At 50.0% G+C, this 11,610-nt stretch carries 11 protein-coding genes; all 11 read left to right on the forward strand.

Annotation, left to right across the window (positions count from 1 at the left end; translation table 11 throughout):
* Positions 1-2: 2 nt before the first annotated feature.
* The 11 genes from KKC1_RS10590 (at position 3) to KKC1_RS10640 (ending at position 11,412) form a co-directional block, all read left to right on the forward strand.
* Positions 3-1,244, forward strand: coding sequence for an aspartate kinase (locus tag KKC1_RS10590; RefSeq protein WP_088554431.1), 1,242 nt, complete (start codon positions 3-5; stop codon positions 1,242-1,244).
* 59 nt (positions 1,245-1,303) lie between these two features.
* Complete coding sequence (locus tag KKC1_RS10595; protein WP_088554432.1) at positions 1,304-2,359, forward strand: copper amine oxidase N-terminal domain-containing protein; 1,056 nt, start codon at positions 1,304-1,306, stop codon at positions 2,357-2,359.
* Positions 2,360-2,440: 81 nt separating this feature from the next.
* On the forward strand, positions 2,441-2,728 hold the full coding sequence (locus KKC1_RS17075; RefSeq protein ID WP_272946670.1) for a CC/Se motif family (seleno)protein: 288 nt from the start codon (positions 2,441-2,443) through the stop codon (positions 2,726-2,728).
* Between the two features lie 275 nt (positions 2,729-3,003).
* Entirely contained in the window at positions 3,004-4,092 is a 1,089-nt protein-coding gene (locus KKC1_RS10605) for a sensor histidine kinase (protein ID WP_088554434.1), read from the forward strand.
* Positions 4,093-4,105: 13 nt separating this feature from the next.
* On the forward strand, positions 4,106-4,783 hold the full coding sequence (locus tag KKC1_RS10610) for a response regulator (protein ID WP_202820040.1): 678 nt from the start codon (positions 4,106-4,108) through the stop codon (positions 4,781-4,783).
* Positions 4,784-5,103: 320 nt separating this feature from the next.
* Complete coding sequence (locus tag KKC1_RS10615; RefSeq protein WP_192868196.1) at positions 5,104-6,162, forward strand: 4Fe-4S dicluster domain-containing protein; 1,059 nt, start codon at positions 5,104-5,106, stop codon at positions 6,160-6,162.
* A 4-nt stretch (positions 6,163-6,166) separates the two neighbouring features.
* Positions 6,167-7,021, forward strand: a complete 855-nt coding sequence (locus tag KKC1_RS10620) for an FAD/NAD(P)-binding protein (protein WP_088554436.1) — start codon at positions 6,167-6,169, stop codon at positions 7,019-7,021.
* Complete coding sequence (locus KKC1_RS10625) at positions 7,005-7,775, forward strand: NADH-quinone oxidoreductase subunit B family protein (RefSeq protein WP_238134279.1); 771 nt, start codon at positions 7,005-7,007, stop codon at positions 7,773-7,775. The genes KKC1_RS10620 and KKC1_RS10625 overlap by 17 nt, the downstream gene beginning before the upstream one ends.
* Complete coding sequence (locus tag KKC1_RS10630) at positions 7,772-9,058, forward strand: Ni/Fe hydrogenase subunit alpha (RefSeq protein ID WP_088554438.1); 1,287 nt, start codon at positions 7,772-7,774, stop codon at positions 9,056-9,058. The genes KKC1_RS10625 and KKC1_RS10630 overlap by 4 nt, the downstream gene beginning before the upstream one ends.
* Before the next feature lie 60 nt (positions 9,059-9,118).
* Complete coding sequence (locus tag KKC1_RS10635) at positions 9,119-9,598, forward strand: hydrogenase maturation protease (protein WP_192868197.1); 480 nt, start codon at positions 9,119-9,121, stop codon at positions 9,596-9,598.
* A 650-nt stretch (positions 9,599-10,248) separates the two neighbouring features.
* A complete protein-coding gene (locus tag KKC1_RS10640) occupies positions 10,249-11,412 on the forward strand; it encodes an iron-containing alcohol dehydrogenase (RefSeq protein WP_088554440.1) in 1,164 nt (387 codons plus the stop codon).
* Positions 11,413-11,610 lie beyond the last annotated feature (198 nt).

The following is an 11,610-nucleotide window of genomic DNA, read 5'->3' on the forward strand; positions in this document are numbered from 1 at the left end:
CTATGGCATTAGTGGTACAAAAATACGGCGGCAGCTCAGTAGCTGACGCGGAAAAAATCAGAAGGGTTGCCCGGCGGGTGGTTGAATGCTACAAGAAAGGCAACCAGGTGGTAGTGGTAGTTTCGGCTATGGGAGATACTACCGATGAACTGATATCCAAAGCAAGAGAGGTTACGGAAAATCCTCCGGATCGGGAGATGGACATGCTTTTGGCTACCGGAGAACAACAGTCGATAGCTCTGCTGGCCATGGCCATTCAGGCTTTAGGTTACCCGGTGATATCTCTGACCGGACCCCAGGCAGGCATACTAACGGATAATGTTCATACGAAGGCTAAAATTCTGGAGGTAAGTTCAGATCGCCTTTTGAAGGAACTGGGGGAAGGAAAGATAGTTATAGTTGCCGGCTTCCAGGGCATTACCATGGATAATGAAATTACCACTTTGGGCCGGGGTGGTTCCGACACCACTGCCGTAGCCATCGCTGCTGCTCTAAAGGCAGATGTCTGCGAAATCTTTACCGATGTAGACGGCGTTTTCACTGCCGATCCCCGTCTGGTTCCCTCTGCGAGAAAATTATCCCGTATTTCCTATGATGAAATGCTGGAATTGGCCAGTCTGGGAGCTCTGGTCCTGCAGCCCAGGGCGGTGGAATTTGCCAAACAATACCACGTCCGGCTGCACGTTCGTTCCAGCTTTAACTATAACGAAGGGACAATAGTGGAGGAGGTAAGTGACATGGAAAAGGAAATGGTAGTCAGTGGGGTAGCCCATGACCTGAATGTGGCTAAGATTACCGTTTTTGATGTTCCCGACCGGCCGGGAATTGCCTGCCGCCTGTTCTCCGCCCTGGCTCGGGAAAGCATAAATGTGGATATGATTGTTCAAAGCCAGATGCGCAACGAAATAAATAATATTTCGTTTACTATTGGTAAAGACGACCTGAGAAAGGCTGTGGGCATCATCGAGAGAATAAAAGGGGAAATTGGGGCCAGCGGTTTTAGCTACGATGATTCAGTGGCCAAGGTTTCCATCGTAGGAGCCGGAATGATCACCAACCCCGGTGTGGCGGCCCGCATGTTTGAGGCGCTGGCCGAGGAAGATATCAACATTCAGATGATCAGTACTTCGGAAATCAAGGTTTCCTGTATTATCGATGCCCAGGAAATCCAAAAGGCAGTTCTAGCTCTGCACAAAAAATTTGGCCTGGAGGCAAAGGAGAAAGATAACCAGGCTACCGCGTAACAGTTTAAACAGTACTAACCGGGAGCCCCTGCACATATACATCTACGGGAGTGGTAGTTATGCGGATAATTTATTGGTGGTGGCTCTCGGCTTTTATTTTTTGCCTTTTCTTAACCTATCCAGAGGTAGCCGGGGGAGAGGAATCGGTAAGGGTATATATCACCGGCAGTAAAGCAGGTAAGGTTCGCTTTTATACTGCCGACCCGACGCATGAAATTCCGGTATACGTTGATGGCGCCAGAGTTTATTTTTATCCTCCGGCTCTAGTATTCAAAGGCCCCGGCTGTGAGGGACGTACCATGATTCCTCTGCGGGTGCTGGCGGAATTTCTGGGTGCCCGGGTAGGCTGGGAAGAGGATACGCGCAGCATTACAGTCACCAGGGGAGAGGATGAAATAAGGCTGATTGCAAACGAGTTTACCGCCTTTCGCAACGGCCGCCCCTTTTCCTTGGAGATACCTCCCGTGCTGATAAATAACCGGACGTATGCACCTCTCAGGTTTTTCAGCGAAGGCCTGGGCTACATGGTGAAATGGGACGACGCCAGTGGTAGTGTTTTTATTAACAGTTCCGGCAACCAACTGCGCGTAGAGCCGCAAAGTATTTACAGCCGGTTCCGGGAGCCCTTTATCCGGGAAGCGATTAACTACGGCAGGGCCTACCGGTATGCGGGACTTACGAGTTTTTTCCGGGAATGGACGGTTAGGGCAGGCAAGGAGGCCGATGCTCCCGTAGCCCGGCTGGAAACCGCCTTCAGCGCCCTGGCTCAAATGGCTCGCACGGCAGCCAAAACCAATCGCTCACTAACCGAAAAGGGAATTGAAAAGATTTTGACGGAACACCGGGATAAGTTGATCTTTTACCTTTCATTTAACCGGAAGAAAAGCGAGGCACCGGTCAAGTACCGGGCTTACCTGGAACAGCGTGATAACCGGATAGTTCCCGTTGGCCAAAGAACCGAGGAAGAATTTATCAGCGGCAACCGGCACCGGGTTAAGATCCGGTTGGAGTTTTCTTCCCGCCGTATAGATACCGCTTCTTCTGTGAAGCTGGTAGTACTGTCTTCCCAGGGAGAAAAATTTACCTTTGATTTTGACCTTGGTAAAATAAGGTAATCGAAAATCTTGACCGAATGGTTAATATATGAGTAAAATATAAAAAAAGTATTTGTGTAATAGCGAAAGGAGTAGATTTCGTTGCCGAAAGTTAAATTTACCGAGGAAGCCAAGAAATATATCTTGCAGAAAGGCGGAGAGGTTACGATTGATATTATGAAAGTCGGTGGTGGCTGATGCGGGACGCAGATGATTCCTGCCGTGTTCGCAGGTACGCCTAACAACTCCAAGTCGTATCAGAAGCTGGTTTCCGAAGGAATAAACGTTTACCTTCCCCGGAACATCACCGTAAAGCCGGAAGGGCTGGAAATATCTTTGCGCGGTATAGCCTTCTTTAAGCAACTGGAGGTATCGGGGCTGCAGGTTTAAATTATCAAGGGGATGGTAGCGATAAAGCCCCCCGACAACCGGGTGCCTCTTCAAACCTGGGCTTAGTAGTTTTTTCAATGCCGCAAGTTAGGAAAGCTCACCTTGTGTTTCAAGGTGGGCTTTTAGCTTATTTGTTGAAAAATTACGACTTTTAACCTATAGACAATTTTTAGAAGGATATTGTTGAAAAGCGACGAAAAAGACAAATAAGTATATAGTGAATTTTTTCACAAATTTTTCGAAAATTAAGTTTATGACAATACTGGAGGTATAAAATGCCCTCTCGAGCGGCATCCAGTATTTGGGGATGCGGTGCTGCTGCGTTACAAAATGCTCTGGAATGCTTGGTAGCAACCTTTGGTGGAAAAGCGGGATTTGTTGCCTTGCGAGAGCAAAAAGGGGAGAACCTCTTTCTGGCTGCTGCCGTTAATATCTTCGATGATATATATCAAGCGGCCTTGTTTCTCGCAGGTTATTTGGATGCGGAGATGGGCAAAGAAAAACTGCTGTGGTATGAAATTAAGGCGTTGGAAGAGCAGCATCATAGCCTGGCCGAGTGGTTTAAAGTGGCGTTAGCCCTCCCCTTGGATTTGGAAAACAGCAGACTGGGTGTGGCGTGTGTACTCTATGCGTCGGCGGACCAAGTTCTTCCGGGTAGGGAAGATTTGGTACAACCATTTTGTCGATTACTTACTGATACTGCCATACAGCTTCAGGAATATGATAGAAGAATAGCTTCAGCGGTGCTGGAGGAAAGGGACCGTATCAGCCGGGAAATTCATGATGGCGTGCTGCAAACCCTTGCGTATATAGTTCTAAAACTGGAGGTATTGCGGGAAGGGCTTATTCACGGCACCATCTCCGAATCTCGGTTAACAATTGAGGAACTCTGGCAGGTTGCCCGCAAGGCTTACCAGGATTTGCGGGAGAGTATGAACAGTTTGCGCGCTCCCGGGGCATTGAGCGCGTCACTGGCAACGCTAATTTACCAGTATGCGCTGGAGTTTCAATCGCGTACCGGTATTGATGTCTGCATTGACTTACGGGATTCGGAAAAGCTAAATTTCAATTTACATACCAAAATACAGGTGTTGCGTATCGTACAGGAGGCCCTTACCAATGTATGGAAGCATGCAGAGGCCGACCGTATTTTAATTTCTTGTGCGGTAGAGGATAATGGGTTCGTCCTTGTGGTGCGGGATAACGGGCGTGGCTTCGACCTTTCCAGGGTAGAGCAGCAAAGCGGAAACCTAGGGTTGAGGACCATGCGGGAGCGTGCTCGAAGCATTGAGGCAGAACTGAAAGTTCGCAGTAGCCCGGGGCGCGGTACGGAAGTTTCGCTGTTGTTGGCCAATCCATCCTGAGGAGGGGCTGCGGGTGAAAAAGTTGAGAATCCTCTTGGTTGACGACCATACGCTGATCCGGAAAGGAATCATGGCGCTCATGCAAAACCGTAAGGAATTTGAGGTTGTTGGTGAGGCTGGCGATGGGTATGAGGCAGTGGTGAAGGCCCGTAGCCTGCAGCCTGACGTAATCCTCATGGATATTCACATGCCCCACTGTGATGGTTTGGAGGCGACACGGCTGATCCTAGAGGAACTCCCAGATGTAAATATAGTAATCCTTACCGTTTCTGCTGATAATGAGCACTTATTGCAGGCCCTGCAGGCTGGAGCCAAAGGTTACCTGCTGAAGGACATGGAACCTAGGCAGCTTTTTGAATTGTTGCAGGGAGTGGCTCGGGGAGAAGAACCTTGCCTTCCGCGAGAACTGGGTCGGTTACTCCGCAGCGTAGCGGCCAGGACTGCCCGTACCAACGGTACGATCTTCGCCGCCTCGCGCAGTCCCGGCGAACTGCTCACCCCCAGGGAGAAAGAGGTATTGCAACTGGTTGTAAAGGGCGCCAGCAACAAAGAAATTGCCGAGGCTCTGTGCATCAGCGAAAACACGGTTAAGAACCACCTGCGGAAGATAATGGAAAAATTGCGCTCCAAAAACCGCGCTGAAGCAGCCGTACACGCCGTGCAACAGGGACTGGTTCAGCATATCTTGTAATCTCGTGGTGTTAGGTATAGCCCAAAAGGACTATAAAAATAGCCCTTTTTGGTTCTGTAATCGCCCGGGTTTGGTATGCTACCATATTATTAAAAAAAGGTCCTGCCTTAAATATCAGCAAGAAAGGGAGTTTTTGCAAAAGAGATTGTGCCTATTTTCACATGCTGCAGACGCTTAAGTTCCGGCCCGAGGATACTCCGCATAGAGTTTTATGTTGTCGAGGCGATAAGGCGGCTGGCAGGAGGGGAGGCGGTAAGGGGAAAGGCGGATCCGACCAGGTGATTGGGGAAACGATGCATTATCAGGAGGTGTTTTCAGCCTTGGCCATTGCAAAGCATTTGGGATTCAACGAGCGTATCGGAATCGGATCGCTGGCGCTTTTGCCTAAGGATCATCTTTATGATTTTGTAGATCAGTTGATGGAAGAATTTGTGGTGGTTGGCCCTGTAGCCAAGGGGAGCGAATTTGTTTTTAGTGAGATTCGTGATCCGGAACAGGTGCGACTTGACTATGAAACCACCATCCTGCCGCCGAAAAAAGTGTTGCACCGACCTTTCCAGACCCTGTTTTCCTTCCGGGAAGACGGGGGAATCACGGAGGAGGAAAGGATAAATAAGCGGCAGGTCCTATTTGGTGTTCACCCCTGCGATGTCCATGCCATTAGTATTCTGGATAAGGCCTACGGAAGCGAGTATCCGGATCCGTATTATATGGCTCACCGGGAACAGACCTTGATCATTGCCCTGAACTGCACGCAGGTAGGAAAAAACTGTTTCTGCCATTCCCTTGACACGGGACCCTCACTAAAGGAGGGGTACGATCTCCTGCTTACGGATCTGGGTTGCAGCTACTTAGTGGAAGTGGGCAGTGAGAGCGGAACCGGCATCGTGGAGCGGACTGGTTTGGCGCTTGCCCCCCGGGTAAAGATGGTGGAAAAAGAAAAACGTCTGGACAATGCGCGCAAGAAGTTTCGCAAGCGGTTGCTTACCCAGGGTTTACACGAATTATTGGAAGAAAATTTCCGTCACCCCATATGGGAGGAGTTAATTAAGTCCTGCTTGGCCTGCGGATCCTGCACTATGGTCTGCCCCACTTGTTTTTGCTATAACGTGGTAGATAAGATCGACTTAAGCCTGAAAAGTGGCAGGCGGCAACGGGAGTGGGACAGCTGCATGCTGTTGGAATACGCGCAGGTGGCCCTTGGCCACAATTTCCGCAGGGACCGAGATGCGCGCATCAAGCAGCGGATTTATCATAAGCTTCTCTATTACGAGCCCCAGTTCGGGACCTTGGGCTGTGTCGGATGTGGAAGGTGTATTTCCGCATGCGTGAAAAAAATTGATATTACGGAAATCATCGTGCGTATGAGGGGGGAATAGGGGCATGCTCAACCCATTTAGACCGGAACCTGCCGTGATTAAGGAAATCAAAAAAGAAACACATGATACTACTACTTACACGCTGACTTTCAAAGATGCAAATATACAGGCGGATTACTTCTTTCAGCCGGGCCAGTTCAATATGATTACCATTTTCGGCATTGGCGAGGCTCCCATTTCCATCAGTTCTGATCCCGACAACCGGAGCAGCTTTCAGCACACGGTGCGGCATGTGGGCAACGTGACTAATAAACTGGCAACGTTGCAAGAAGGAGCTATCGTCGGGGTGCGGGGTCCGTACGGTACGGGATGGCCCATTGACTTGATGCAGGGCAAAAACGTGCTTATTGTTGCCGGAGGAATTGGGCTGGCGCCCCTGCGTCCCGTCATTTTACACCTGATAAAACACCGGGCGGAATTCGGAAAAGTGGAGATCCTCTACGGTGCGCGTACACCGAACGACATGCTTTATACCGACCAGTATGCGGATTGGTCCAGGCAGGACAGATTTCGCGTCCTGTTTACGGTGGACCGGATAACGGGAGACAGGCAATGGCCGCACAGGGTGGGCGTAGTAACGACACTTTTTCAGGAGATGGAAAGTACGCCTGAAAATACCTTGGTTCTAACATGCGGTCCGGAAATCATGATGCAGTTCGTAGTGAAGAACCTGTTACAGCGGGGATTTAACCAGCAACAAATTTACGTTTCCCTGGAGCGCAGGATGAACTGCGGCGTACGCAAGTGCGGCAAATGTCAAATCGGGCCCAAATTCGTTTGCCGAGACGGCCCTGTTTTTGCCCTGGCGGAACTAGCGGCCCTTCCCGAAGAAACGTTGGGAGGTGTGGCGATTGAATAAGCCTTCCGTTGCCGTATATAAGCTAAGCTCGTGTGCCGGTTGCCAGCTGGAAATTGTTAACCTGGAACCTATCCTGTTCGATTTGTTGGGAGCGGTGGATATCCATTATTTCGTGATGGCCAAACGGGATAACAAGCCTGGTCCCTATGACATCGGCTTGGTGGAAGGTGCCGTAACCTGCGGCGAGGAGATCGCCAGGCTCAAGCAGGCCCGTAAAGAGTGCCGGATTTTGGTTGCGTTCGGAACTTGCGCGTGTTTTGGCGGCATCCCTTCCATTAAGAACTGGAAGCCGCAGCGCGTGGTAGAAAGTATAGTTTATGAAGACCTTTCGGCCATTCATTCTACCACTGCCTACGGAATCGATAATTATGTTCCGGTGGAAGCCTACCTGAAAGGCTGTCCGGTAAGTAAAGACGAGCTTGTAGAATTTATAAAAAGTATACTACTGGGGGTAAGGCCGTACCTGCGGCCGCACAGCGTGTGCGTGGAGTGCAAGCTACATGAGAACGTGTGTCTGGCGGTAACTAAGGGCGAGCCTTGCATGGGGCCAGTGACAACTGCCGGGTGCGGGGCCCTTTGCCCGTCGCACCAGAAACCGTGCGAAGGATGCCGCGGCCCGGCCAACGATCCTAACCCTGAGTCCCTTGCTGAGACTTTTAAGGAGTATGGGCTGCACAAGCGGGATATCGTTCTCAAGTTTCGCAAGTTTGCCGGTATGAATCCCGAGTTTGCTAAAGGAGCTGACGCGGTATGACGCTGGAACGAATTCAAGTCGATTATCTGGCGCGGGTGGAAGGTGAGGCGGCGCTAAAGATTACTCTGTCCGACGGAAAGATAAAGGACTTGATGCTAAACGTTTTTGAGCCGCCAAGGTTCTTTGAGGGGTTCCTGGTGGGTCGTCGCTTTGAAGAGGTACCCGAACTGGTCTCCCGTATTTGCGGCATCTGTCCTGTGTCACACCAGATAACTTCATTACAGGCTATCGAAGATGCCCTGGGCATTGAAGTGAGCCAGCAAACCCGGGATTTGCGGAAACTGTTAGCCTTGAGCCAGTATATTCAAAGTCATTCCCTGCACGTTTATATGCTGGCAGCACCTGATTTTCTAGGTTACGAAAGCGCCCTGTCCATGGTGGAGGATTACAGACCGGTGGTGGAGCGGGCGCTGCGCATGAAACGCCTGGGTAATGATATTACCGCTGCCATCGGCGGGCGCGAGGTACACCCGGTCACGGCTGCGGTAAACGGATTTACCAAGGTGCCGTCCCGGAAGGTGCTGAGGGACTTTCTGCTGCGTCTGGAGCAGGCGAAACAAGATGCCCTGGAAACGGTCAAACTTATCGGCTCGCTACAGGTGCCAGATTTAACGCGGGACTGCGAACACGTGGCTCTCAGAAGTACCAATGAGTATGCCATTAATGAAGGAAGGCTGGTCTCTACCAAAGGGCTGGACATCCCGGTTTGGCAGTACAGAAATCATATCAAGGAGAAGCATGTGCCCCATTCGAATGCCCTTCATTCGTACATCGTGGGGCGCGGGTCCTTCCTGGTAGGACCGTTAGCGCGGGTTAACCTGAACTTCGACCGGCTTTCTCCCGATGCCCAAAAAGCTGCTCTGGAAACCGGTGTGCAGTTTCCAAACTTCAACCCCTTTTACAGCGCCCTTGCCCGCGCTATCGAATTGGTGCATAGCGTAGACGAATCCATCGAAATCATTGAGCGGCTTGATCCGGTAGAAGAAGACCGGAGCTTTGAAGTCAAGGGCGGAGAAGGATTTGCGATTACCGAGGCCCCGCGGGGAGTTCTTTACCACAGTTATCGCATCAATGACGAGGGGTTGGTGGAGGCGGCGGATATCGTTACGCCCACTGCCCATAATGTGAACAATATGGAACAGGATTTGAGGGAATATGTACCGAGAGTCATTAATTTGCCCGAAGAAGAAGCCAGGCTGAAGTGCGAAATGGTCATCCGTAATTATGACCCCTGCTTTTCCTGTTCTACTCACTTCCTGAGATTGGAGATTAAGCGACAATAAGAACCTGCTCCCTGCCCAAGGCGCTCGGTTCGAAGGCATTTCCGGACTGGAGGAATGGTTATGCTCGAAGCACAAGTTGTGGTAGGATGCGGCAACTTGCTGGCCTCCGATGACGGAGTGGGAATTCATGTGGTGCGAGAGCTGCTTTCTCGCCGGCTTCCGCCTGCTGTAAAAGTAATCGAAGCGGGTGTTCCGGGGTTGCGCCTTTTGGATCTCATCCGTGATACCCAACGGGCCATCATCGTGGATGCAGTGGTGGCCGGTGAGAGGCCGGGGACGGTTTTGAGATTTAATGGAAGCCAGTTGCCCCGCCACGCCCGTATTGGGTGTTCACTGCATGGAATGGATCTGCTTTACACCCTAAACCTAGGGTGGCGGCTGGAACCTGAACGAATGCCGAAGGAGATCATAATTATCGGAATTCAGGTGGAGCGGCAAGCCCCATGGAGGACGGAACTGTCACCTTCAGTAGCGGCTGCCGTTCCAAAAGCAGTGGAAGCCGTGATGGCGGAAATTAGCAATTGCCCGTCTGCGGACTGACCTTTGTAAGAAGTACGAGCCCTACACAAGGTGCATTGAGTTTATGTCCGGTAGTAGCATAATATGGTTACAAGGTAAATAACTGGCAACAGAGTCTTTAAGGACTAATTGCAATGAAAGAACTCAGGGTGTTTGATACAATTTTTATCATGTGAATCGCTGTTGAGTAACCGGTTGAGAAGGAGCAGGGGAGCGACGTTCCGGGAGCTGGAAAACCTGCCTGTTTACGGGGCATATTCACCCTCGGAAGAAGGGTAATGCTGGAGGAAGATGGTAAATTCCTCGGCCGGGTTGGCCGAGGAATTTTTATAGGTGGGAAGTGTATGGTTATGAAACACTAATTGAAGGAGACTGCACCATTATAAAACGTTTTGTCTTTCCGGGAAACACTTTTTTGCTCTGTTGGTTTCAAAAAAGCCCGAGCTGCTTTTTTTTAACTCTGATAACTCTAATAATGGCATGATTTTTGCATTAGTAGGACAATAAATATTAATACTAGGTTACAGGAGGTGATAAAGAATAAATAGAAGGCTCTTCAGCATTATTTTTAACAAACAGCATGTTCATGTCTACACTTTCACAAAAGGTTATTTAAGCCCTTGGGGCAGATAGTTAAACAACAGAACTAAAAAATAAGGAGGAGGATTCACATGGCTATTGTCCACCGAGTTCACGGTTATTTCATGCCTACAGTCAACCTCATGGGGGCAGGCGCGCACAAAAAGGTAGGCGAGCAGGCGAAGTTGCTAGGGGGTGAAAAGGCTTTACTAGTAACCGATGCCTATTTGGATAAAATTGGTATGGCGCGAGAAATTGCCGATATTATCGAAGCGGCAGGAGTTAAGGTAGTAATTTATCCGGGGGCTGAGCCCAATCCCACTGATAAAAACGTTCATGATGGGGTGGAGCTGTTCAAAAAAGAAGGTTGTAATCTCATAGTTTCGGTAGGAGGCGGTTCCAGCCACGACTGTGCGAAAGGTATAGGCATTGTTGCTGCTAACGGCGGCAACATTCGGGATTATGAGGGAGTAGACAAATCTACCAAGCCGATGGTTCCTTTGATTGCAGTGAATACCACTGCGGGGACGGCTAGTGAAATGACCCGGTTCTGTATTATCACCGATACTGAACGCAAGGTAAAGATGGCTATTGTCGATTGGCGATGCACGCCTAACGTGGCCATAAATGATCCCTTGTTAATGATGAAGAAGCCTCCTTCCTTAACGGCGGCAACAGGGATGGATGCTTTAACCCATGCAGTAGAAGCTTACGTTTCCACTGATGCTACTCCTGTTACCGATTCTGCGGCTTTGATGGCTATCAGGCTGATCAGTCAGTACTTGCGCCGGGCGGTGGCCAATGGTGATGATTTTGAAGCCCGGGATAAGATGGCCTATGCCGAATTTCTGGCAGGTATGGCTTTTAATAATGCCGGGCTAGGTTATGTCCATGCTATGGCTCACCAGTTGGGTGGTGTTTATAATCTGCCCCATGGCGTATGTAACGCTGTTCTGTTGCCTCACGTAGAAGGCTTCAACTTGATCGCCAACCCCCAGCGTTTTGCAGATATCGCTGAAGCCATGGGTGAAAATATTGAAGGCTTATCTGTGCGGGCAGCCGCGGACAAAGCCCTGGAAGCCATCAGGCAGTTGTCCCGGGATATAGGTATTCCTGGCGGTCTCAAGGAATTAGGAGTCAAAGAGGAAGATATTCCTGCCATGGCCCAGAATGCTATGAAAGATGCCTGCAGCTTCACCAACCCCCGGAAGGCAACACTGGATGATGTGATCCAAATCTACAAAAACGCACTATAATTTCCCAAAATTTAGTAAGCAGCCAAACCGTCAAAGCTCAAAAATCGAGAGCAGGGTATGGCCCGGGCGCAAGCCGGGCCATACCCTGTTTTCGCGGTATGTACCGGGGTAGTTGGGAATTTTTCGAGGAACAGCGGAATAATGTAATATTATGAAACACTTTGCGGAAGCGGATGTGTCATTATAAAACAGTTGTTG

Origin of the sequence: Calderihabitans maritimus (genome assembly GCF_002207765.1) — a bacterium.
Taxonomy (GTDB): Bacteria; Bacillota; KKC1; order Calderihabitantales; family Calderihabitantaceae; genus Calderihabitans; species Calderihabitans maritimus.

Excerpts from the sequence above, each read along its gene's own strand:
- KKC1_RS10620 (WP_088554436.1), top strand. The coding sequence starts at position 6,167 with ATGCTCAACCCATTTAGACCGGAACCTGCCGTGATTAAGGAAATCAAA.
- KKC1_RS10635 (WP_192868197.1), top strand. The coding sequence starts at position 9,119 with ATGCTCGAAGCACAAGTTGTGGTAGGATGCGGCAACTTGCTGGCCTCC.
- KKC1_RS10605 (WP_088554434.1), top strand. The coding sequence starts at position 3,004 with ATGCCCTCTCGAGCGGCATCCAGTATTTGGGGATGCGGTGCTGCTGCG.
- KKC1_RS10590 (WP_088554431.1), top strand. The coding sequence starts at position 3 with ATGGCATTAGTGGTACAAAAATACGGCGGCAGCTCAGTAGCTGACGCG.
- KKC1_RS10595 (WP_088554432.1), top strand. The coding sequence starts at position 1,304 with ATGCGGATAATTTATTGGTGGTGGCTCTCGGCTTTTATTTTTTGCCTT.
- KKC1_RS10640 (WP_088554440.1), top strand. The coding sequence starts at position 10,249 with ATGGCTATTGTCCACCGAGTTCACGGTTATTTCATGCCTACAGTCAAC.
- KKC1_RS10630 (WP_088554438.1), top strand. The coding sequence starts at position 7,772 with ATGACGCTGGAACGAATTCAAGTCGATTATCTGGCGCGGGTGGAAGGT.